12 protein-coding genes and 1 pseudogene are annotated in these 23,854 nt (G+C 63.3%); 5 read left to right on the forward strand and 8 right to left on the reverse strand.

Annotation, left to right across the window (positions count from 1 at the left end):
* Positions 1 to 71 precede the first annotated feature (71 nt).
* Positions 72 to 431, forward strand: a complete 360-nt coding sequence (locus ACSPX5_RS04360) for a DUF6124 family protein (protein ID WP_169429597.1) — start codon at positions 72 to 74, stop codon at positions 429 to 431.
* Between the two features lie 524 nt (positions 432 to 955).
* Here the strand turns inward: ACSPX5_RS04360 and ACSPX5_RS04365 are convergent.
* From ACSPX5_RS04365 to inhA, 3 genes are all read right to left on the reverse strand, one after another.
* A complete protein-coding gene (locus tag ACSPX5_RS04365) occupies positions 956 to 2,521 on the reverse strand; it encodes a methyl-accepting chemotaxis protein (RefSeq protein ID WP_169429598.1) in 1,566 nt (521 codons plus the stop codon).
* Positions 2,522 to 2,623: 102 nt separating this feature from the next.
* Positions 2,624 to 3,415 carry a CPBP family intramembrane glutamic endopeptidase gene (locus ACSPX5_RS04370; RefSeq protein WP_169429599.1) on the reverse strand — a complete coding sequence of 264 codons (792 nt, stop codon included), beginning with the start codon at positions 3,413 to 3,415 and terminating at the stop codon, positions 2,624 to 2,626.
* Positions 3,416 to 3,660: 245 nt separating this feature from the next.
* Complete coding sequence (gene inhA / locus ACSPX5_RS04375) at positions 3,661 to 4,347, reverse strand: isonitrile hydratase (RefSeq protein ID WP_439821005.1); 687 nt, start codon at positions 4,345 to 4,347, stop codon at positions 3,661 to 3,663.
* Between the two features lie 89 nt (positions 4,348 to 4,436).
* Between inhA and ACSPX5_RS04380 the strand changes: the two genes are divergently transcribed.
* Positions 4,437 to 5,420, forward strand: a complete 984-nt coding sequence (locus ACSPX5_RS04380) for a GlxA family transcriptional regulator (protein WP_439821006.1) — start codon at positions 4,437 to 4,439, stop codon at positions 5,418 to 5,420.
* Here ACSPX5_RS04380 and ACSPX5_RS04385 read toward each other — a convergent pair.
* The 4 genes from ACSPX5_RS04385 to ACSPX5_RS04400 form a co-directional block, all read right to left on the reverse strand.
* Complete coding sequence (locus ACSPX5_RS04385; RefSeq protein WP_439821007.1) at positions 5,389 to 6,288, reverse strand: alpha/beta fold hydrolase; 900 nt, start codon at positions 6,286 to 6,288, stop codon at positions 5,389 to 5,391. The two genes, ACSPX5_RS04380 and ACSPX5_RS04385, sit on opposite strands and share 32 nt — an antisense overlap.
* A gap of 10 nt (positions 6,289 to 6,298) precedes the next feature.
* The gene (locus ACSPX5_RS04390) at positions 6,299 to 6,688 is read right to left on the reverse strand and encodes a hypothetical protein (RefSeq protein WP_439821008.1); all 390 of its coding nucleotides are present in this window, start codon (positions 6,686 to 6,688) and stop codon (positions 6,299 to 6,301) included.
* Between the two features lie 308 nt (positions 6,689 to 6,996).
* Complete coding sequence (locus tag ACSPX5_RS04395) at positions 6,997 to 8,823, reverse strand: glycoside hydrolase family 15 protein (RefSeq protein ID WP_439821009.1); 1,827 nt, start codon at positions 8,821 to 8,823, stop codon at positions 6,997 to 6,999.
* Positions 8,816 to 9,616, reverse strand: a complete 801-nt coding sequence (locus tag ACSPX5_RS04400) for a glucose 1-dehydrogenase (RefSeq protein WP_207865070.1) — start codon at positions 9,614 to 9,616, stop codon at positions 8,816 to 8,818. The genes ACSPX5_RS04395 and ACSPX5_RS04400 overlap by 8 nt, the downstream gene beginning before the upstream one ends.
* Positions 9,617 to 9,824: 208 nt before the next feature.
* On the opposite strand from ACSPX5_RS04400, the gene ACSPX5_RS04405 reads away from it, so the two are divergent.
* Positions 9,825 to 10,997 carry an MFS transporter gene (locus tag ACSPX5_RS04405; RefSeq protein WP_439821010.1) on the forward strand — a complete coding sequence of 391 codons (1,173 nt, stop codon included), beginning with the start codon at positions 9,825 to 9,827 and terminating at the stop codon, positions 10,995 to 10,997.
* A 6-nt stretch (positions 10,998 to 11,003) separates the two neighbouring features.
* Here the strand turns inward: ACSPX5_RS04405 and ACSPX5_RS04410 are convergent, their stop codons facing one another.
* The gene (locus ACSPX5_RS04410; RefSeq protein ID WP_439821011.1) at positions 11,004 to 12,137 is read right to left on the reverse strand and encodes a cupin-like domain-containing protein; all 1,134 of its coding nucleotides are present in this window, start codon (positions 12,135 to 12,137) and stop codon (positions 11,004 to 11,006) included.
* 128 nt (positions 12,138 to 12,265) lie between these two features.
* On the opposite strand from ACSPX5_RS04410, the gene ACSPX5_RS04415 reads away from it, so the two are divergent.
* Both ACSPX5_RS04415 and ACSPX5_RS04420 read left to right on the forward strand, forming a co-directional pair.
* Complete coding sequence (locus ACSPX5_RS04415; protein WP_439821012.1) at positions 12,266 to 13,003, forward strand: thioesterase II family protein; 738 nt, start codon at positions 12,266 to 12,268, stop codon at positions 13,001 to 13,003.
* A 355-nt stretch (positions 13,004 to 13,358) separates the two neighbouring features.
* Positions 13,359 to 23,738 (forward strand): annotated as a pseudogene (locus ACSPX5_RS04420) (amino acid adenylation domain-containing protein); the annotation flags it as partial.
* Positions 23,739 to 23,854: the final 116 nt, after the last annotated feature.

Raw genomic sequence — 23,854 nt, forward strand, 5'->3', positions numbered from 1 at the left:
GGGCTTGTCCCCTCACTGTCAGGCAGCCGTCTATAAAAATCCTCAAGCGACTCTTTCCGGAGTTTCAGCTGATGTCCAAGACCGTCATTCCACCGGTAGAAGATCCGGTGTCCCCCTACGAATTTCCCGATTCAAGAAAGCTCCACGACGCCGCCGAACGCGCGCTCGACTATTACCTGACACCCGCAGCCCGGATCATGGCCACGCCCTACACCCCAAACGACATGTTCATGGTCAACCCGCAAACCGACACGGAGTCCTTGCTGGCCAACGCCTGCGAATCCCTCGCGTCAGCCACGGTCATGCTCGGCGACTTTGCCGGCCTGCTGGAAGGGCCGAACCGCAAGACCCTGTTGGGCATTGCTCAAGTGGTGATGTTGGGCGAGTTGGCGGTGAATCAGGCGCTCGATAACCTCGTGCCGAAGGAGTAAACGACACAAAAAACCGGAAGTGTTTGGCTTCCGGTTTTTTCATCGATATCAAAAGGTCACAGCCTGCCAGTGATCACAAATTTATCGAATGCTTTCTGCCCATCACGTGCCGCTCGCCGCACTTCAAGGAATGTCAGTTCTCCTCGGACTTCCTTTCTCACAGGTTTGTCAGTCCTGATCATCGGATGCTGCGTAGGAGGTTTTTTCATGCTGGCTAGCCCGTGTAAATAGGTTTGAACGACAAAGTAGAGCCGGGCTTCATTGCGTGCCAGTCAGTTGGGTCTGATTCAGTTGTAGGCACTGTCCGCGCTTTTTGAATGAGATTTTCGCCGGCCGGCGGGGCCTCTTCGCGGGCAAGCCCGCTCCCACAATGATGGTGGTGCTACGAGGTTTTGCGGCCAATGCGAAACCCTGTGGGAGTGGGCTTGCCCACGAAGAGGGCGGTGCTGGCTACGCCCATTTCAGACTGGCAATAAAAACCCCGGAAGCTTTCGCTGTCCGGGGTTTCTTTATTGCCAGATCAATCAGCGGTTAAACCGCTCCACCAACGAGTATTGCGTGTTGGCAGTCTTCGTCAGCTCTTCACTCAGCAACGCCGAGTTATGCGCCTGTTCCGAGGTCTGGTCCGCCAGTTCCGAAATGTTGCTGATGTTGCGGCTGATTTCTTCAGCCACGGCACTTTGCTCTTCGGTCGCGGCGGCGATCTGGGTGGTCATGTCGGTGATGTTGGCCACGGCTTCGCTGATGCCGACCAGTGCCTGGTCTGCTTCCAGCACCCGTGCCACACCTTCTTCCGCCTGACGATGGCCGGCTTCCATGGTTTGTACGGCGCTGGACGCAGTCTGTTGCAGCTTGGCGATCAGGGCGTGGATCTGGCCGGTGGATTCGCTGGTGCGTTGTGCCAGTTGGCGGACTTCGTCGGCCACCACGGCAAAACCACGGCCCATTTCGCCGGCACGTGCTGCTTCAATCGCAGCGTTGAGCGCGAGCAGGTTGGTCTGGTCGGCGATGCCTTTGATCACGTCGACCACGCCGCCGATTTCGTCGCTGTCCTTGGCCAGTTGGGTCACGGTCAGGCCGGTTTCACCGACCACCACCGACAGGCGCTGGATGGCTTCGCGGGTTTCGCCGGCGATGTCGCGGCCGCGACCGGTCAGGCGATTGGCTTCCTGGGTGGCGTCGGCGGTGCGTTGGACGTGGCTCGCCACTTCTTGCGTGGTGGCGGCCATCTGGTTGACGGCGGTGGCGACCTGTTCGGTTTCCACGCGCTGGCGTTCCAGACCGCTGGAGCTGTTGTGCGCCAGGGCGTCGGACTGTTTGGCCTGATCGGTCAGGTGCTCGGCGGTGTCCTGCAGCCGGGTCAGGCAGGTTTTCAGTCGGGCTTCCTGGCTGAGGATCGACATTTCCAGACGCGCCTGGGCGCCACGGCTGTCGGTGTACATTTGCGCGATCAACGGGTCGGACGTGGTCTGCTCGGCCAGACGCAGCAGGCGCTTGAGCCCGCGTTGCTGCCATTGCAGGCCCAACAGACCCAGCGGCACCGACAGACCGGCGGCGAGGGCAAAGCCCCAATGCGAGTTCAGGGTGGCGCCGATCATGAAACTCAACTGGCTGACCAGAATGAACGGCAGCCAGTCCTGCACGATCGGCAGCCATTTGTCGCTCGAAGGAATCGCCGACTTGCCCTGGTTGATGCGTTGGTAGAGCGCTTCGGCACGGCGGATCTGTTCGGCAGTGGGTTTGACCCGCACCGACTCGTAACCGATCACCTGACTGCCATCGAACACCGGCGTTACATAGGCGTTAACCCAGTAATGGTCACCGGATTTGCAGCGGTTCTTGACAATGCCCATCCATGGCAAGCCTTGTTTCAGTGTGCCCCACATATGCGAAAACACCGCCGCCGGGACGTCGGGGTGACGAACCAGGTTGTGCGGCGCACGGATCAGTTCCTCACGCGAGAACCCGCTGATTTCGACGAAAGCGTCGTTGCAGTAGGTGATCACGCCCTTGGCGTCGGTTGTGGAAATCAACCGTTGCTGAGCCGGGAAAGTCCGTTCGCGTTGTGTAATGGGCTGGTTGTTACGCATGGTTTTTCAATCCGCAAGGCTTTGAAAGGTTGTCGGCGGGGTCGGCCATTTATTGAAGTTTTTTTTCATTTATCCGTACGGCGTCGCAAAACGGGCCTTGCTTCAACCCGCGAGCATCGGATAAGTGAACAGGCCGAAATGCAGCAGGTTCAGGCCAAAATGCGTGGCGATCGCTGCAGCAAGCCCGCCAAATCGGTAGGCCAGACCATAGCCGACACCCGCCAGGCCCGCCAGCAACACCCATTGCCAGCCAGCGCCCACATGCACCAGGCCGAACAGCAGGGACGCGAGCAGCAGCGCGAGGTTGTCGCCGTAGGGCAGGTGTTTGAAACGCCGGCTGAGGCCACCCTGTATATAGCCGCGAAACAGCGCCTCTTCGACCAGCGTCACCAGCAGCAGATTGTTCAGCACCCACAGCCACGCCTGATCCGGCCATTTCGGTGCCCAGGTGATCATGCCCAGCAACACCGCGCCGCCCAGCGCCAGAATCACACTCAACGTCAGTGCCAGCGCGGTGGCGTAGACCGTCAGGCGCAACGAGCGCCGCGCGACGATCCACGGGCAAACCAGCAACAGCCAGAAGCCGATCAGCGGTTTGTCGAGATTCACGAACATCGAGAACGGCACGGCGTTGTCAGTGAAACGTTGCGCGGGGATGGCCCGGCCGTTGTAGAAACCCGGCAGCCAGTGCATGGCCAGCGCCACGGCCAGCACGATAAACAGGCCATGGCCGAGAAAACGCCCCACCGGTACGGTTTGCTGGCGCACGGCGTAACCGGCGAAAACCAGCAGTGCAATGGAGATCAGCGCCAGCCAGCCGAGTTGGCCGAAGCTCAGCGCCAATCCGTAACCAAGGCTGAGAAGCCCGAGATAGAGCCATGGCAGAGCTGTCATGGAAAGTCCTTGTGCACGATTTGTGGACAGGCTTTCTACACGGGTGGGGGCGAGGGGACAAGTGAAGGTGTGGCGGGATGTGGGGACAGCGCGTGAATCCGAATTCATACACAAACCCAATGTGGGAGCGGGCTTGCTCGCGAATACGGTGTGTCAGGCAAAAAGATATCGACTGATATACCGCATTCGTCGGATCGCCGCCCGGAGCAAGCCCGCTCCCACAGGGTTTTGTGTTTGGCGGGAGATCAGCGCAGGTTGAGTTTCGCCGCCGCACGCTCGGTGATTTCCGTGCGCAACTTCAGCGAAGGCGCCGCACGTTTGCGCGCCTCATCGACAACAGCACTCGGCGCCGTGTCCGGGCTGCCCGAATCAAACGGCGGCGCTGGCGCATATTCCAGCTGCAACTGCACCAGTTGCGCCGTGTCGACGCCCACCAGCTCCTGCGCCAGGGTCAGGGCAAAATCGATCCCGGCCGTGATGCCGCCCCCGGTGAACAGATTGCCGTCGCGCACCACCCGATCCTTCACCGGGATTGCGCCCAATGTCGGCAGCAGATCGTGATAAGCCCAGTGCGTGGTCGCCCGTTTGCCCTGCAACAGTCCCGCCGCGCCAAGCACCAGCGAACCGGTGCACACCGACGTCACGTAACGCGCCTGCGCGGCTTGCGCCTTGATGAACGCCAGCGTCTGCTCATCCTCCATCAACGGCCCGACCCCGGCGCCGCCGGGTACGCAGATCACGTCCAGATCCGGGCAATCCTCGAACGTGGTGGTGGGTTTCAGCACCAGCCCGGTGCTGGAAGTCACCGGCACCAGATCTTTCCAGACCAGATGCACTTGCACGTCCGGCAATGAGGCCAGCACGTCGTACGGGCCGGTCAGGTCGAGTTGCTGCACCTGGGGAAACAACAGAAAACCGATCTGCAACGCCATGATTCTTCTCCGTGAAAAGGGGGTAGACGGCTTCACTGTAGGCGCGTAGGTTTTGGCGCATACGCCAATCAGCCCACGAATTACGCCAAATGCCGAAAACCATCCACGTACTCGCGTTCGCCAATGTGCAACTGCTCGATGTCACCGGCCCGTTGCAGGTCTTCGCCTCGGCCAACGACATCGCCCGCCAGCAGGGTTTGCCCGCGCCGTATGCGCCAACGGTCATCGCCAGCGGCGGCGGGGCGGTGAGTTCTTCCGCCGGGTTGGCGATGCTGGCCGAACCACTGCCGAAACAGCCCAGCGATACCCTGATCGTCGCCGGCGGCTGGGGCGTTTACGCCGCTGCGGAAGACACCGGGTTGGTGAGTTGGGTGCGTGAACACGCCAACGGCTGTCGACGCGTGGCTTCGGTCTGCACCGGCGCCTTTCTGCTGGCGGCCAGCGGCTGGCTCGACGGTCGCCGGGTCGTCACCCACTGGACCCGCTGCGAGCAACTGGCGCAGCAGCATCCGCAATTACAGGTCGAGCCCAACCCGATCTTCATCAACGACGGCCCGGTCTGGACCTCGGCGGGCGTTACCGCCGGCATCGACCTGGCGCTGGCCATGGTCGAAGACGACCTCGGCCGCGACATGGCCCTGGACGTCGCCCGGCAACTGGTGGTGTTCCTCAAACGCCCGGGCGGGCAGTCGCAATTCAGCGTGACGCTGTCGCTGCAAAAACAGGGTAACCGCTTCGACGATCTGCACGCGTGGATTGCCGAACACCTGACCTGCGATCTGGGCATCCCGACCCTCGCCGAACAGGCCGGCATGAGCGAACGCAGCTTCGTGCGCCACTACCGCGCCGACACCGGCCAGACCCCGGCCCGGGCCATCGAACTGATCCGCGTTGAAACCGCGCGCCGGTTGTTGAGCGATACCGGGCTGCCGATCAAACGGGTTGCGGCCAATTGCGGATTTGGCAGTGAAGAAACCTTGAGACGCAGCTTCCTGCGGGCCATGGGCGTGACGCCGCAAGCGTATCGGGAGCGGTTTTCGGTCAGCGCTGGAGCAGATCCAGTAATGCCTTGAGCGTTTCGCCCGGTGCTTCCTCGGGAATGTTATGCCCGACACCGGCCAGCACCCGCCGCTCATAAAGTCCGGTGAAGTGATGGGCATCTTCATCGTCCGCCGGGGCTGGGCCTACACCATCATCAGCACCGCACAGCGAAATCGTCGGAACGCCGATCGCCGGTTGTTTCTCCAGCGCCTGCTCCATCCAGTCCAGCTCCGGATCGCCCGGCGCATACATGAAGCGATGGCGGTAGGAGTGAATCACCACCTCAACGAAATCCGGGTTGTCGAACGCCTGCGCGCTCAACGGAAAACGCTCGGCGTTCCGCGCCCAGGTCGGCGACCACAACTGCCACAGCAACTCGCACAGCGCCCGTCGATTCTGCGTCAGCCCTTCAACGCCACGGGGCGTGTGGAAGTAGTACTGATACCAGTAACGATGCTCGCTCTGCGGATCCAGCGGCTGGACCGAGTTCGGAATGTCCTGCAGGTTGTAGCCATCGCCCGTCACCAACCCGCGCACCCGCTCAGGGAACAGCGCCGCCACAATGCACGCCGCCCGACCGCCCCAGTCGTAACCGCACAACGTCGCTTGTTCGATATCCAGTGAGTCCATCAGATCCAGCAGATCCTGAGCCAATGCCGCTTGCTGACCGGAGCGCAACGTGTCCGGGCTGTTGAAACAGGTCGGCCCGTAGCCGCGCAGGTACGGCACGATCACCCGATAACCTTTGGCGGCGAGGGGCGAGGCGATTTCGTCATAGGCGCGGGGGGAGTAGGGGAAACCGTGGAGCAGGATGACCGGCGTGCCGTTTTTCGGGCCGTGATGCTCATAGCCGATGGTCAGGCTTTCAGTTTTGCAAAACTGCATCACGGCTTGGGTCATACGGGACTCCTCAAGTTTCGGCTTCCGCCACCTGATTGAAATACTTGCTGCGATCCGGCGTAAACGTCACCACCATTTTCGTCCGCGAGCAGGTCATGACCCGCTCGGCGCCCAGATCAATATCCAGATCCTCCCCGCGCAAACCCTGCCACTGGGCGAGGTATTTCAGCGATCCGTACTTTTCGTTTTTCTTCAGGCTGCGGCTCACGCCACCTTTCCAGCCCAGCACCGGCAACTCATCGGCGCTGCAGCGTTGGGCGAGGTCGGGGAAGCGGGTGGCGCGCTGGCGGCCGATTTCCCAGCATTTGATCAGGCCCTTGTCGGCGGCTTCCCACAGTTCGTCGCGGGTCAGGCCAGACCTCAACGGGGAATCGATGGGGCGGTGGATGCGTTGGCTCATTCTGGTTCCTTGAATCGGGTTTTTATTGGACAGCTCCGCTGTGCCCGTTGCGGTGGATGGTAGGGGGGGATGTAACAGCTGGCAACAAGGTATTTCGGGGTGTAAGTGCGAGTCGAGGGCCAAGCGTTACACGGGGTTGGCAGGTTTTTGCAGGTCGCGCCTTCAACAAGTTGTATCGAAAGGAATCGATTGTGTGGGCCAGCCCTTCAACCGCAAGGCTTGGGGGTGTTTGCCGTTCGTAGGTAGCCATCCTACAAACGGCAATTGGAGTTGAGATCTTTCTTACAGACTCTGGCGAAGAAGGATGACTACGGTTGCCAGTAATTCTTCTCCCCGCTCAACTTGCGATCGAGAAAACTCGCCGCGCTGATCAACGCCAGATGGGTCAACGCCTGAGGCGTGTTGCCCAGATGCCGTCCACGGTTGTCGAATTCCTCCGCGTACAGACCCAGCGGATTGGCGTAACGCAGCAGTTGCTCGAATTCCAGATGGGCCTTTTCCACTTGCCCGGCCCGAGCCAGACACTCGACGTACCAGAACGAGCACGCAGCAAAAGCGCCTTCAGTGCCCGACAAACCATCGATGCCGGCATCGTCGTTGCGGTAGCGGTAAACCATGCCGTCACGCACCAGATGCTTCTCGATCGCTTCCAGCGTCGCCAGCCATTTCGGATCCTTGGCGCTGACGAAGCGCACCAACGGCATCAGCAGCATCGAGCCATCCAGCGCGGTGCCGCCCTGGTATTGCACGAAATGCCCGCGCTCTTCGTTCCAGAAGTTGTCCCAGATGTCGGCGTGGATGGCCTGACGGGTCTGGTCCCAGCGGGCGAAGGGCGCCGGTAGCGAGCGTTTCGAGGCCAGGCGGATCGCCCGGTCCAGCGCCACCCAGCACATCAGCCGCGAATGCAGGAAGTGATGTTGCTCACCGCGCATTTCCCAGATGCCTACATCCTTGGTCTGCCAGGTCTCACAGACCTGATCGACCACTTCCATCACATGTTTCCAGCCTTCGTGGGAAATCGCGTCGCCGTATTTGTTGACCAGATAAACGGCGTCCATCAGTTCGCCGAAGATATCCAGTTGAATCTGGTCGTAGGCGCCATTGCCGATACGCACCGGTTTTGCGCCGCCATGTCCCGACAAATGCGTGAGTTCGGTTTCCGGCAGTTCCTGGCGCCCGTCGATGGCGTAGAGGATGTTCAGCTTCATCGGCCGGCCGCTGCAATCGCTGACCCGCCCGCGCAGCCAGCGCATGTAGGCGTTGGCTTCGTCGACAAAGCCCAGGCGCATGAAGGCGTAGACGGTGAACGAGGCGTCGCGGATCCAGGTGTAGCGATAGTCCCAGTTGCGTTCGCCGCCGGTTGTTTCCGGCAGGCCGAAGGTGGCGGCGGCGAGGATTGCGCCGTGCTGGCGCGAGGTCAGCAGCTTCAAGGCCAGGGCCGAGCGGTTGACCATTTCCCGCCAGCGACCGCGATAGTTGGACTGGCCGATCCAGTCGCGCCAGAACTTCAGGGTGCGTTCGATGCACAGCTGCGCGGCGCCTTCGGCAAAACGCGGATCGTCGCTGGCGCCGAGCATGAACGCCGCCGTTTCATCCTGCTTGAGGGTGAATTGCCCGACCGCTGCAGCGTCATCGACGCTCAAGGTTTGATCCGAGGCCAGCCGCAGGGTCGCCTGCCCGCTGGCGCTGAACAGCACATCCTTTTGATCGATGACGGCGCGGGTATCAGCACGGGCATAGTCATGCCGAACGGCGCAGCGCAGATGAAACGTCGCCTGCCCGCTGACCACCCGCACCCGGCGCATCAACAGCGGCAGTGCATCGTCGTTGTCGCCGATGGGCAGCAGATCGGTGATTTCCACCACGGCGTGATCGCTGAGCCAGCGGGTTTGCAGGACGTTGGTGTCCGGCAGGTAAATCTGCTCGCGCCGGGCATCGGGCAGGTCCGGTGCGAGCTGAAAAATCCCCGCATCGGGGGTGTCCAGCAGCGAGCAGAAGATCGACGGGCTGTCGAACTCCGGCCAGCAGAAGAAATCCACGCTGCCCTTGTCATTGACCAGCGCGGCACTGCGCATGTCGCCAATGATGCCGTGGGCGTCGATGGGACTTTGTCGTTCGCAAGGATGCTCAGCCATTGCCACGGAACTCCGGATAGAGGCTCATGCCGCCGTCGATGAACAGGGTGGTGCCGACGATGTAGTCCGAGGCATCGGAGGCGAGGAACACCACCGCGTTGGCCACGTCCTCGACATCGCCGATGCGACCGTAAGGGATGAGTTTGAGCAGCGCTTGCCCGGCGTCGCCTTCGGTGGCGTCTTCATTGATGGCCGTGCGGATCGCTCCTGGCGCGATGCCGTTGATGCGGATTCGCTGGTGGCTGACTTCCTGGGCCAGGGTCTGCATCAATTGATCGACGCCGCCCTTGGACGCTGCGTAATTGACGTGCCCGGCCCAGGGAATGCGCTGGTGCACCGAGCTCATGTGGATGATCTTGCCGGCAGCCCGGGACACGCCTTCGCGCACGCCCTGGCGATTGAAGATCCGCAGCGCGGCGCGGGCGCAGAGGAACTGGCCGGTGAGGTTGACGCCGATCACCGCGTTCCAGTCGGCCAGCGACATATCCACCGCCGCCGCGTCTTTTTGCAGGCCGGAATTGGCCACCAGAATGTCCAGCGTTCCGAAGGCATCGAGGGTGTGCTGGAACAGTCGCTCCACGTCCTCTTCCTTGGACACATCCGCGCCGATGGCGATGGCCTGACCACCGTCGGCGACGATCTGCCGGGCCAGCGCTTCGGCCGGCTCGGCCTGCCGGTTGTAGTTGATGACCACGGCGGCACCGGCAGCGGCCAGGGCTTTGGCGGCGCCGTGGCCGATGCCGGAGCTGGCGCCGGTGACAAGAGCCACTTGGCGGGCGAGGGAAATCTGCATGCAGGGGTGCGCCTTGGGTTGGGGGCTTACTTAGCTGACTGATGGCCGGCGACGAGAGTTCATCCGCGTACATGAAATCATCGACAGCTTTATGCGGCAGCGATTGGCCTTGCATTCCACAGGGACTTCACATTCCGCCAACAATTGCGCGCTTCCCCGGCCGTCAGGCTTTGTGGCAACTTGGCCGCCCCTGATGAGGCTGCATCCGATGGCAAACCCTTACCGCGAGTTGTTCAACGCACCCGGCGCCCGGGCTTTTGTGATCGCCGCGATGGTCGCGCGCATGCCGATTTCGATGACCGGTATCGGCGTGATCACCATGCTCTCGCAATTGACCGGCGGCTACGCGTTGGCGGGTGGGGTGGCGGCGACCTTTGCCTTGGCCACGGCGTTTTGCGCGCCGCAGGTGTCACGGCTGGTGGATCGTTTCGGTCAGGGGCGAGTGCTGCCGGTGGCGGCGCTGATCGGCGGGGGCGCGCTGCTGATGTTGCTGTTGTGCACCCGCTTGCAGGCGCCGACCTGGACCCTGTTTGTCTGCGCCGCGCTGGCCGGTTGCATGCCGAGCATGTCGGCGATGGCGCGGGCGCGCTGGACCGAAATCTATCGCGGCCAGCCGCAGTTGCAGACGGCCTATGCGCTGGAGTCGGTGCTCGACGAAGTCTGCTTCATTGTCGGCCCGCCGTTGTCGGTGGGCTTGTGCGTCGGCGTGTTTCCCGAGGCCGGGCCACTGGCGGCGCTGTTGATGCTGGCGATTGGCGTGACGGCGTTTGTTGCCCAGCGCAGCACCGAGCCGCCGGTGCATCCGCACGAATCGCAGCATCAGGGCTCGATCATTCGTTCGACCGACGTGCAATGGCTGCTGGCGTTGATGCTCGCCATGGGCGTGATTGTCGGCGTGGTGGATGTGGTCAGCGTCGCGTTCGCTCAGCAGCAGGGCCAGCCGGCGGCGGCGAGCATCGTGTTGTCGGTGTACGCCATCGGTTCCTGTCTGGCCGGTATCGCCTTCGGCGCGATGCGCTCGAAGCTGCCGTTGCCTCGGCTGTTTCTCTACGGCGGTCTGGCGACAGCGGTGACCACTTTGCCGCTGTTGCTGGCGAGCAATATTTTCGGGTTGGCCGTCGCGGTGTTCATCGCCGGGCTGTTCTTCTCTCCGACCCTGATCGTGGCGATGGCGTTGATCGAACGCATTGTGCCGCCGGCCAAACTCACCGAAGGCCTGACCTGGCTGGTGACCGGTTTGAGCATCGGCGTGGCCATCGGCGCCGCTGGCTCCGGCGCATTGGTGGATGCGTTCGGTGCGCGCAGCGGCTTCTGGCTGGCGATTGCCGCCGGGGTGGTGGTGCTGGGCTCGGCGGTGCAGAGCTTTCGTCACCTCAAATAATGCCGGTCACCAGCCCCGGCCCGAGTTCACCCAGAAGTTGACGGAAAGCGACGTCGAGACGGATTCCACCTGATGGAACCAGCCTTCGGGCAGGAACAACAGATCCCCGGCCTCCAGGGTCACGCGCAGGAATGTCACGTCGCGGGCGGCGGGGAAGCGCTCATAATCCGGCGCGTCCGGGTTGAAATCGCAGCCGTCCAGCCCACCCTCGGGCGCAGTGGACCAGGTGCCCAGCGCTTCGCGGTGGTGGGGCGCGGCGAGGGTGAATTTCTTCTGGCCCCAGACCTGGGCGAACAGGTTGTCGGAGTCGTCGCGGTGCAGCGGCGTCAGCGTGCCCTTGGGGCCGATCCAGATCCGTGGCGGGATGAACAGCGACGCATCGAAGTAGGGCGGGTATTTAATCTGCTGCATCAGGGCGGCCGGCAGGATGTTGTTGCCCATGTACGCCGGCGGCTCGCCGTCCGCGCCCTTGACTGCCGGGCTGTCCAGTGAGGCGATGAAATCGGCCATCGAGGTGGAACGGAAATCCCGTTCGGTGGAGAAGGTTTTCTTCACGTAATCGCCGTGGCGGGTGATGCCTTGCAGTTCGGCGAAATGCACCAGCGACTCTTCGCGGCTGAGCTTGAACAGCGGCCAGTCGTGCAAGGCATTGCTGATGACCACCGGCGTGCCGGCGGGCAGATAGCGCTCCTTGAACTCCTGAAGTGACAATTCGCTGCGCGGCCGGCGTTCGACGATGGTCTGCACCGGTCGTGCGGCGGTGATGGCTTCACTGCGGCGCGGCGGAGTCGGGTAGCGCTTGTTCATGTCGACCTTCTGCGCCGGCGCACCCCCGTAGCGGGCGTGGTCGATGATCTGCGGCAGCATTGTCGCCAGGCCCATGTTGCCGCCGATCTTCAGCCGACCGCTGGCGAACAGTTCTTCGACGTTGGCAGTACCGGACATGATCCCGGCAAAATCGTCGGGCGCCACCTCAATGGTCACGTCCGGGCTCGGGTGTCGACCGGCCTCGGTGCGGGTGCTGGCCTTGACCTCGGACCAGCACGCCAGCTGTGGACCCAGCACGAATTGGAAAACGCCTTCGATGCCGACGGCGCCGGCATTGGCGAACAGCTTGCCCAGGATGGTCTGCAGGTCCACGGTGAATCCTCGTTGTTGTTTTGGCCTGAACGGTTAACGAGGGTTTGTGGGGGGAATTTAGTCACCGCCGACTAATTTGCCCGGTCGTTGATCCGTAACCTCATGAAGAGACATTTTTCGAGGGAAACGTGGTGAACAAGTTGACCCTGCTGTGCCTGCCGTACTCCGGCGCCAGTGCCATGGTCTACAGCCGCTGGCGGCCGAAGCTGCCGCAATGGCTGCAACTGCAACCGGTGGAACTGCCGGGGCGCGGCGCACGGTTCGACGAGCCGCTGCACACCGACATGCGCGTACTGGCGATGCAACTGGCCAGGGAATTGCGCCCGACACTCAAGAGCCCTTATGCGCTGTTCGGCCACAGCCTGGGGGCGCTGATGGCCTGCGAAATCGCCCACGCGCTACGGGCGCTGGGCTGTCCGGAACCGGTGGCGCTGTTCGCCTCGGGGACTGCTGCGCCGACCATGCGCGCCGATTACGACCGCGGTTTTGCCGACCCGAAGACCGACGCCGAACTGATCGACCAGTTGCGCACGCTCAACGGCACCAGCGAGGAAGTGCTGGCCAACGCAGAGTTGATGAGCCTGACCCTGCCGATCCTGCGCGCGGATTTCCTGCTCTGCGGCAAATTCCAGCCGTTGCAGCGCCCGTTGCTCAAGTGCCCGGTGCATGTGTTGGGCGGCAAGGCCGACAAGGCCACCACTGAACAATTGATCGGCTGGAGCAAGGAAACCTCCGGCAGCTTCTCGGTGGACATGCTGGCCGGCGGGCACTTCTTCATTCATGAACACGAAGCCAGGGTGCTCAAGGTGATCAAGGATCAACTTGAGGTACATCACCGTCGCCATGCCATGGCTGCAACCGCCTGAGCACCGAATCCTTGTGTGGGAGCAAGCCCGCTCCCACAGTTGATCGGTGGTGCGCCTGAAATCCCCGCTCTACCTCCCGCCTGACACTTCTTCTCAATCGCTAATTTTTCCGGTCTGCATTCGTTTTATAGGGACGACGTGCCTTTGTGCGGCCTGTGCCTACTGATCCGGATGCCAAGAAATGAATGCAGAAGACTCCTTGAAACTCGCTCGCCGGTTTATCGGGTTGCCCCTGGAAAAGCGCCAGATGTTCTTGGCTGCCCTGGCGAAAGAAGGGGTGGATTTTTCCCGGTTCCCGATTCCCGCAGGCGTCGAGGCCGAGGATCGGCAGGCGCTGTCTTATGCCCAGCAACGCATGTGGTTTCTCTGGCATCTGGACCCGCATAGCGGCGCCTACAACCTGCCGGCGGCGGTGCGCCTGACCGGTCGCCTGAACCCGTCGGCGCTGGAGCAAGCCTTCGCCAGCCTGATCGAACGTCACGAAACCCTGCGCACGGTGTTCCAGCAGCAGCCTGACGACAGCCTGCTGCAAGTGCCGCTGCAACAACCGCTGGACATCCAGTGCATCGACCTCAGCGATTTGCCTGCCGCCGAACGTGAAGCCCGTGTGGCCGCCGCCGCGCAGGAGCAATCGCTGCTGCCGTTCGACCTGGCCAACGGCCCGCTGCTGCGGGTGCGCCTGTTGCAACTGGCCGAGCAGGAACACGTGCTGCTGTTGACGCTGCATCACATTGTGTCTGACGGCTGGTCGATGAACGTGCTGATCGACGAATTCTGCCGCTGCTATGACGCCCACGATCAGGGCCGCGCTGCCGAACTGCCGCCGCTGGCGGTGCAATACAGCGACTACGCCCTGTGGCAGCGCCGCTGGCTGGAGGCGGGCGAACAGCAGCGTCAACTCGACTACTGGCTGGCGCACATGGGCGACGAACATCCGGTACTGGAATTGCCGGTGGATCACCCGCGCCCGGTGCTGCCGAGCAATCAGGGTCGGCGTCTGGAACGCGTGGTGGACGCTGCGCTGGTCGAGCAATTGCGCGGCATCGCCCGTCAGCACGGCGTGACGCTGTTCATGCTGTTGCTCGGCACCTTCAATATTCTGCTGCACCGTTACACCGGCCAGAGCGACCTGCGCGTCGGCGTGCCGATTGCCAACCGCAACCGCCGGGAAATCGAAGGGCTGATCGGTTTCTTCGTCAACACTCAGGTGCTGCGCGTCGAACTGGATGGCCAGACCTCCATCGCCGATCTGCTGCGTGACCTCAAGGAAACCGCCCTCGGCGCCCAGGCCCACCAGGACTTGCCGTTCGAGCGTCTGGTCGAGGCGCTGAAATTGGAGCGCAGCCTGAGCTACAACCCGCTGTTCCAGGTGATGTACAACCACCAGCCGGAAGTCGCCGACGTCACCACGCTCAAGGTCGGCAGCGGCCTGGAACTGGGTGTCATCGAGTGGGAAAGCCGCAGCACCCAGTTCGACCTGAGCCTGGACACCTACGAGAAGGGCGGGCAACTGCACGCGGCGTTCACCTACGCCACGGATCTGTTCGAGCCTGAAACCATCGAGCGCATGGCGCGTCACTGGATGAACTTGCTGCGCAGCATCGTCAGCGATCCGCAGCAGCGCGTCGGTGAAATTGCTTTGTTGGAAACGACCGAGCTCGAACAACTGACTCAGGACTGGGGCCGTCACGACACCCAATGGCCGAGCGAGCGCCCGGTGCATCAACTGTTCGAAGCCCAGGCCGAACTGACAGCGGATGCCGTCGCGCTGATTTTCGACGGCCAGCGACTGACCTATGCCCAGCTCAACGCCCGGGCCAATCGCCTGGCGCGCACGCTGCTGGCGCAAGGTGTCGGCCCGGACGTGCTGGTGGGCGTGGCGGTGGATCGCGGACTGGAGCTGATCGTCGCGATTCTCGCCGTGCTCAAGGCCGGCGGCGCTTATGTGCCGCTGGATCCGCAATACCCGCGTGATCGCCTGCTGTGCATGATCGAAGACAGCGGCAGCCGCTTGCTGCTGACCCAAAGCCATTTGCTCGACCGTTTGCCGGTGCCGCAGAACGTCCAGAGCCTGTGTCTGGATCAGGCCGAAATCTGGGCCCACACCGATGAAAGCAATCCGCAACGCACCGTGTGGGCCGACAACCTCGCCTATGTGATGTTCACCTCCGGCTCCACCGGTCGCCCGAAAGGCGTCGGCATCAGCCACGGAGCCCTGAGCAAACACGCATTCGCCTCGCAGCATTACTACGGCCTGAGCGCTGCCGATTGTGCGCTGCAATTTGCGACCTTCAACTTCGATGCATTCGGCGAGCAGCTGTTCGGCCCGTTGACCTGTGGCGCCTCGGTGGTGCTGCGCGGCAACGAAGTGTGGGACAGCGAAACCCTGTACCGGAACATTGTTGAACACCGCATCACGGTCATGGACCTGACCACCGCTTACTGGAACATGATCGCCAAGGAATTCGCCGCCGCCGGCCCGCGTGACTACGCGGCGCTGCGTCAGGTGCACAGCGGCGGTGAAGCGATGCCGCCGGAAGGTGTGCAGGCCTGGCGTCAGGCCGGGCTCGAACACGTCAAACTGCTCAACACCTACGGCCCGACCGAGGCCACCGTCACTGCGACCACCCTCGATTGCAGCGACTATGTCTTCGGTCGCCAGCCGTTGCCGCTGACAATGCCGATCGGTCAGCCACTGCCGGGCCGTCACACCTATCTGCTGGACGCCGACGGGCAACCGACTCCGGTCGGTGTGGTCGGTGAGCTGCTGATCGGTGGTGAATTGCTGGCGCGTGGTTACTTCCAGCGTGCCGATCTGACCGCCGAACGCTTCATTCCCGATCCGTTTTCCAGCACAGGGGCGCGCCTGTATCGCACCGGCGACCTGGCGCGTTACAACGCCCTCGGCCAGCTCGAATACGTCGGCCGCGTCGACCATCAAGTGAAGATCCGTGGTTTCCGTATCGAGCTGGGCGAGGTCGAAGCGCGCCTGCTGGAACTGAACGACGTCAGCGAAGCCGTGGTGCTGGCGGTGCAGGGCGGCAGCAGCCTGCAACTGGTGGCTTACGTGGTGCCGAAGCAGGCATCGGTGGTTGCAGCGAGCGCCGACGAACAAGGCGCGGCACGGGAAGCGATCAAGGCGCAGCTCAAGGACAGCCTGCCGGACTACATGGTGCCGACGCAGCTGTTGTTCCTCGCCGAACTGCCCCTGAGCCCGAACGGCAAACTGGACCGCAAGGCCTTGCCGGCGCCGGACGCCAGCCAGATGCAGCAGGCGTTCGTCGCGCCGCGCAGCGAGCTGGAGCAGAAAATCGCCGGCATCTGGCAGGACGTGCTCAAGCTCGAACGGGTCGGCCTCACCGACAACTTCTTCGAACTGGGCGGTGATTCGATCATCTCGATTCAGGTGGTCAGCCGTTCGCGTCAGGCCGGGATTCATTTCAGCCCTCGCGATCTGTTCCAGCATCAGACCGTACAAGGTCTGGCCAGCGTGGCGCAGCAGGGCAGCGCTGGCGTGAGCATCGATCAGGGCCCGGTGACCGGCGAACTGCCGTTGCTGCCGATCCAGCAGGTGTTCTTCGAAGACCCGATTCCCCAGCGTCACCACTGGAACCAGGCGGTGCTGCTGCGCAGCCACCAAACCCTGAACGCCGAAGCACTGTTGCAGGCGCTGAATGCATTGCTTGCACATCACGACGGTCTGCGTTCGCGCTTCGTTGAAGGCACCGAAGGCTGGCGTGCCGAAGTGGCGCCAACGGCTTATGATCCGGAACTGTTGTGGACCGCCGACACGCTGGCCGACAGCGAACGGCAAGCGCTGTACGCCAAGGCCCAGCAAAGCCTGAACCTGCAAAACGGCCCGCTGCTGCGCGCGGTGCTGGCGACCGTCGCCGATGGCAGTCAGCGTCTGCTGCTGGCGGTGCATCACCTGGTGGTGGACGGTGTGTCGTGGCGGATTCTGCTGGAAGACCTGCAACTGGCTTATCAACAGGCTGCGCAAAAAAACGCAATCAAACTGCCGGCGAAAACCAGCGCCTACAAGGTCTGGGGCGAGCATCTGCAAGCTTATGCCGCGACCGAGTCGTTGCAGGCCGAACTGGGATTCTGGAAGCAACAACTCGACGGCGCGGCACTGGATCTGCCCTGCGACAACCCGCAGGGCAGCCTGCAAAGCCGTCACGCATTGGTGCTGCACAGCCGCCTCGAAAAAACCTTCACCCGGCAATTGCTGCAACAGGCCCCGGCCGCTTACCGCACACAGGTCAACGATCTGCTGCTGACCGCACTGGCGCGAGTCATCAGCCGCTGGACCGGCCACGCCGACACCCTGATTCAGCTGGAAGGCCACGGCCGCGAAGACCTGTTCGACGACGTCGACCTGACCCGCACCGTCGGCTGGTTCACCAGTCTTTTTCCGGTACGTCTGACACCGGCGGATTCCGTTGCGGCGGCGATCAAGCAGATCAAGGAACAACTGCGCGCCATTCCGAACAAAGGCATCGGTTTCGGTGTGCTGCGCCATCTGGGCGATGCGTTCACCCAGGCCGGCCTCAAGGCGCTGGCGATGCCGCGCATCACCTTCAACTACCTCGGCCAGTTCGATGGCAGCTTCGATGCCGAGGACGGTGCGCTGTTCAGCCTGGCCGGTGAAAGCGCCGGGCTTGAGCAAAGCCTCGACGCGCCGCTGGACAACTGGCTGGGCGTCGAAGGCCAGGTCTACGACGGCGAACTGGATCTGCGCTGGACCTTCAGCCGCGAACAATTCAACGAGGTGACCATCGCCCGTCTCGCCGAGGATTACGAGCGCGAACTGCAAGCCTTGATCAGCCATTGCTGCGACGCGGATTCGATGGGCGTGACGCCGTCGGACTTCCCGCTGGCGCACATCGATCAGGCGCAACTGGACGCGATCCCGGTGCCGGCCGCGGGCATCGAAGACATCTACCCACTGTCGCCGATGCAGCAGGGCATGCTGTTCCACACCTTGTACGAACAGGGCACCGGTACTTACATCAACCAGTTGTGCGTCGATGTCGATGGCCTCGATCCCGAGCGTTTCCGTGCGGCGTGGCAAGCGACCATGGACGCCCACGACATCCTGCGCAGCGGCTTCATCTGGCAGGGCGAATTGCAGGAGCAACTGCAAATCATCCATCGCCAACTGGCGCTGCCGTACACGCTGCTCGACTGGCGTGAACACAGCGACATCGCCCAGGCCCTCAAGGATTTCACCGCCGCCGATCTGGCCGAAGGGTTCGACCTGACCCAGGCCGGGCTGCTGCGCGTGACCCTGATCCGCGTCAGCGATAACCGACATCACCTGATCTTCACCAACCATCACATCCTGATGGACGGCTGGAGCAGCGCGCAGATGCTCGGCGAAGTCCTGCAGCGTTATGCCGGCCAGCAACCCCCGCGTCCGGTCAGCCGTTATTCGGATTACATCCAGTGGCTGCAACGTCAGGACGCGGCGGTCAGCGAAGCGTTCTGGCTGCAACAACTGGCGGATTTCCACGAGCCGACCGTACTGGCGCAAGCCGCGGCCGGCGGTGGCGAATTACGCAGCGAGGTCGGTCATCTGCTCAAGCATTACAACCTCGAAGCGTCGCGCACCCGTCGTCTGAATGCGTTTGCCCGAGAGCAGAAAGTTACCGTCAACACCTTGGTGCAAGCCGCGTGGCTGCTGCTGTTGCAGCGCTACACCGGCAGCGCCTGCGTGGCGTTCGGCACCACCGTGGCCGGGCGTCCGGCGGAACTGGTGGGGATCGAGCAGCAGGTCGGCCTGTTCATCAACACCTTGCCGCTGATTGCCGGCAGTCGTCCCGATCAGAGCGTAGCCGCGTGGCTGGCGGCGGTGCAGGCGCAGAACCTGTCGCTGCGCGAGTTCGAACACACACCGCTGGCGAGCATTCAGCGCTGGGCCGGGCAGGGCGGCGAGTCGCTGTTCGACACGCTGCTGGTGTTCGAGAACTTCCCGATTTCCGAAGCGCTGCAACACGGCACCGCCCAGGGCGTGGTGTTCGGCGAAGTTGCCAACCAGGATCAGACCCACTATCCGCTGACCCTCGGCGTGACGCTGGGCGAAACCCTGGCGCTGCACATGAGCTTCGACCAGGCGCATTTCAGCGTCGCCACGGTCGAGCGCCTGAGCGCGCAGTTGCTGCATCTGCTGGAACAGTTCGCTGAATCCGCCGAGCGTCGTCTCGGTGAAATCGCTTTGGCCACGGCTGACGAACATGCGCGGCAACAGGCGCAAAATCATCCGCAGGCGTACCCAACCGATATCGCCGTGCACCAGCGCTACGCCCGATTGGCGGCGCTGCAGCCTGATCGCACGGCGGTCATTTTCGATGGCAAGCATTACAGCTACGGCGAACTGGATGCCCGGGCCAACCGTCTGGCCCATGAACTGGTGGCCCGTGGCGTGCGCGCCGAAGTGCGGGTCGGCGTGGCGATGCCGCGCGGCGAAGGGCTGATCGTTGCCTTGCTGGCGGTGCTCAAGGCCGGCGGCGCCTATGTGCCGCTGGACACCAGCTACCCGCGCGAGCGTCTGGCGTACCTGATGCAGGATTCCGGGCTGGCGCTGCTGCTGAGCGATTCCCGCGTGTCGGCGCAACTGCCGATCGACGACGCCATGAGCGTGCTGGAACTGGATCGCCTCGACCTCAGCGGCCATTCGGCGCAGGCGCCGGTGGTGACAATCGATCCGGACAACCTGGCCTACGTGATTTACACCTCCGGCTCCACCGGCAACCCGAAAGGCGTCAGCGTCACCCACGGGCCGCTGGCGATGCACTGCCTGGCCATCGGTGAGCGCTATGAAATGCGCGACAGCGATTGCGAATTCCACTTCATGTCGTTCGCCTTCGACGGCGCCCATGAGCGCTGGCTGACCAGCCTGACCCACGGCGGCTCGCTGCTGATTCGCGACGACAGCCTGTGGACACCGGAGCAGACCTACAACGCGATGATCGAGCACGGCGTGACCGTGGTCGCGTTCCCGCCGGTGTACCTGCAACAACTGGCCGAACACGCCGAGCGCGTGGGCAATCCGCCGCCGGTGCGCATCTATTGCTTCGGCGGTGATGCGGTGCCGAATGCGAGTTTCGAACGGGTCAAGCGTGTGCTGAACCCGGAGTACATCATCAACGGCTACGGCCCAACCGAAACCGTGGTCACGCCACTGATCTGGAAGGCTGGTCGCGATGTGCCGTGCGGCGCCGCCTACGCGCCAATCGGCAGCCGCATCGGCGACCGCAGCGCCTACGTGCTCGACGCCGATCTGAATCTGTTGCCGCAAGGCATGGCCGGCGAGCTGTACCTCGGTGGCAGCGGCGTGGCCCGTGGTTACCTGAATCGCCCGGCGATGACCGCCGAGCGCTTTGTCGCGGACCCGTTCAGCGCAAGCGGTGGCGTGCTGTACCGCACCGGCGACCTGGTGCGCCAGCGTGCCGACGGCACTTTCGACTACCTGGAGCGCATCGACAACCAGGTGAAGATCCGTGGTTTCCGTATCGAACTGGGCGAAATCGAAGCCAGCCTGCAAGCCCTCGACGGTGTGCGCGAAGCGGTGGTCGTGGCCCAGGAAAGCGCTGGCAGCAAACGGCTGGTGGCGTACGTGGTCGGCGACTCGCAACAGGCGGATTTCGCCGAGCAACTGCGGGCGCAACTCAAGGCCACGTTGCCGGCGCACATGGTCCCGGCCTACGTGCTGACCCTCGAGCGCATGCCGCTGACGCCGAACGGCAAACTCGATCGCAAGAACCTGCCCAAGCCTGACGTCAGCCAATTGCAGCAGTCTTACGTGGCGCCGCAAAGCGCGCTGGAGCAGCAATTGGCGACGATCTGGCAGGACGTGCTGAAGCTGGAACGCGTCGGCCTGACTGACAACTTCTTCGAGCTGGGCGGCGATTCGATCATCTCGATCCAGGTGGTCAGCCGCGCCCGTCAGGCCGGGTTGCGCTTCACCCCGAAAGATTTGTTCCAGCACCAGACCATTCAGGCCCTGGCCAATGTGGTGCAGACCGGCGAGCCGGTGCAACCGATCGATCAGCAACCGGTGACCGGCGAAACCGCGCTGCTGCCGATTCATCAGTGGTTCTTCGCCCAGCCGATTCCCGACCGTCATCACTGGAACCAGTCGGTGATGCTCAAGACGGCTCAGCCGTTGGATGCTTCTGTTCTGGAGCAGGCACTGGATGCGCTGGTCGTGCATCACGACAGCCTGCGCCTGGACTTTGCCGAGCAACCGCAGGGCTGGACGGCGCAGTACCGCGACGTTGAAACCCGGGCCGGCGAAACCGTGCTGTGGCAAGTCGAGGTCGCCGATCTGGCGGCTCTCGAAGTGCTGGGCAATCAGGCCCAGCGCAGTCTGCAACTGAGCGGCGGTTCGCTGATCCGTGCGGTGCTGGCGGACCTGGCCGATGGCAGCCAGCGTCTGTTGCTGGTGGTCCATCACCTGGTGGTGGATGGCGTGTCGTGGCGGATTCTGTTCGAAGACCTGCAAAGCGCTTACCGGCAGACCCAGTCGGGGGCGGCCGTGCAGCTGCCGGCCAAAACCAGTGCCGTGAAAGCCTGGACCGAAGCATTGCAGGACTACGCCGGCAGCGCGCCGCTGCAAGCCGAGCTGGGCTTCTGGCAACAGCATCTGCAAGGCGCATCGAACACTCTGCCGTGCGACAACCCGCAGGGTGGCCAGCAACATTGCCAGGCCATGTCGATCCGCACGCCGCTGGACAAAACCCTGACCCGCCAACTGCTGCAAGAGGCCCCGGCGGCCTATCGCACCCAGGTCAACGACCTGTTGCTGACCGCGCTGGCGCGGGTGATGGTGCGCTGGACCGGTGACGACAATGTGCTGGTGCAGCTGGAAGGGCACGGTCGTGAAGACCTGTTCGATCACGTCGACCTGACCCGCACCGTGGGCTGGTTCACCAGTCTGTTCCCGGCAAAACTGACCCCGACCGCTGACCTCGGCGCGTCGCTGAAACAGATCAAGGAGCAACTGCGGGCTATTCCGAACAAAGGCATCGGTTTTGGGGCGCTGGCGCACTTGGGTGACGACCACGCCCGGGCCACCCTGCAGGCGTTGCCGACGCCGCGCCTGACCTTCAACTATCTGGGCCAGTTCGACGGCAGTTTCGAGGCCGGCGACGCAGCGCTGTTCGTGCCGACCAGCGAATCCGGCGGCGAAGAAGTGAATATGCAAGGCCCGCTGGGCAGCCCGCTGGCCCTCGACGGCAAGGTGTTCAACGGCGAGCTGGACCTGAGCTGGACCTTCAGCCGCGAGATGTTCGAACCGGCGACCATCCAGCGTCTGGCCGACGATTACCTGCAGGAACTGACCACACTGATCGCCCATTGCTGCGACAGCGCCAACCGTGGCGTGACCCCGTCGGACTTCCCGCTGGCGACCCTGACCCAGGCCCAGCTCGACGTGTTGGCGCCGCAGCCTCAGGCCATCGACGACATCTACCCGCTGTCGCCGATGCAACAGGGCATGCTGTTCCACACCTTGCTCGAACACGGCAACGGCGACTACATCAACCAGATGCGTCTGGACGTCGATGGCGTCGACCCGCGGCGTTTCCGCGCCGCGTGGCAAGCGGTGGTGGATGCCCATGACATCCTGCGTACCGGTTTCGTCTGGCAGGGCGATCTGGAGCAGCCGGTGCAAGTGGTGCAGCGTCAGCTCGAAGTGCCGTTCCGGGTACTCGACTGGAGCGGTCAGAGCGACGTTGATGCCGCGCTGAAAAAACTTGCCGATGAAGAACGTGCCCAAGGCCTCGACCTGAGCTGCGCACCGTTGCTGCGTCTGGTGCTGGTGCGCATCGCTGAAAGCCGTCATCACCTGATCTACACCAACCATCACATCCTGGTGGACGGCTGGAGCAGTGCGCAGTTGCTCGGCGAAGTGTTGCAGCATTACAGCGGCGCAGCGGTGCCGCGTCCGACCGGGCGTTACCGCGATTACATCGCCTGGCTGCAGCGTCAGGACGCCGCGACTGCCGAAGCCTACTGGCTGGCGGCGCTGGGCAATCTGCAAGAGCCGACGCGTCTGGCCGATGCCATCGCGCGGCCGAGTGCCGGTCTGCCGAGCGTCGGTTACGGCGATCATTTCCAGGTGCTCGATGCCAGCCTGACCCAGCGTCTGGGCGAGTTTGCCCGAGCCTCGAAAGTCACCGTCAACACCCTGATGCAGGCCGCATGGCTGCTGCTGTTGCAGCGCTATACCGGCAAGGAGTGCGTGGCGTTCGGCGCCACCGTTGCCGGGCGTCCGGCGGATCTGCCGGGGGCCGAGCAGCAGGTCGGTCTGTTCATCAACACCTTGCCGGTGATCGCCGCGCCACAAGCGCAGCAGAGCCTGGTCAGTTGGCTGCAAGGCGTACAGGCGCAGAACCTGGCGCTGCGCGAGTTCGAGCACACACCGCTGGCGCAGATCCAGCGCTGGGCCGGGCAGGGCGGTGACGCGCTGTTCGACAGCCTGATGGTGTTCGAGAACTACCCGATCGCCGAAGCGCTGGCGCAAGGCGCGCCGCAGGGCCTGCGATTCGGTCCGGTGCAGAACCACGAACAGACCAACTATCCGTTGACCCTGCTGGTGCATCTGGGCGCCGAGCTGTCGGTGCACTTCAGCTACCAGCGCGACCGTTTTGCCGACGCCAGCGTGGCGCAACTGGGCGCGCACTTGCGGCGTTTGCTCGAGCAGATGACCGAGGCGGGTGAGCGCTCGCTCAGCCAATTGCGTCTGATCGAGACGGCGCCGGTTTCCACCGACTTCGTCACCGATCTGTGCATCCATCAGAGCATCGCCCTTCAGGTCGCCGCGACCCCGGATGCGCTGGCCGTGAC

The organism is Pseudomonas sp. HLG18 (assembly GCF_051903985.1).
Classification (GTDB): Bacteria; Pseudomonadota; Gammaproteobacteria; order Pseudomonadales; family Pseudomonadaceae; genus Aquipseudomonas; species Aquipseudomonas fluorescens_BT.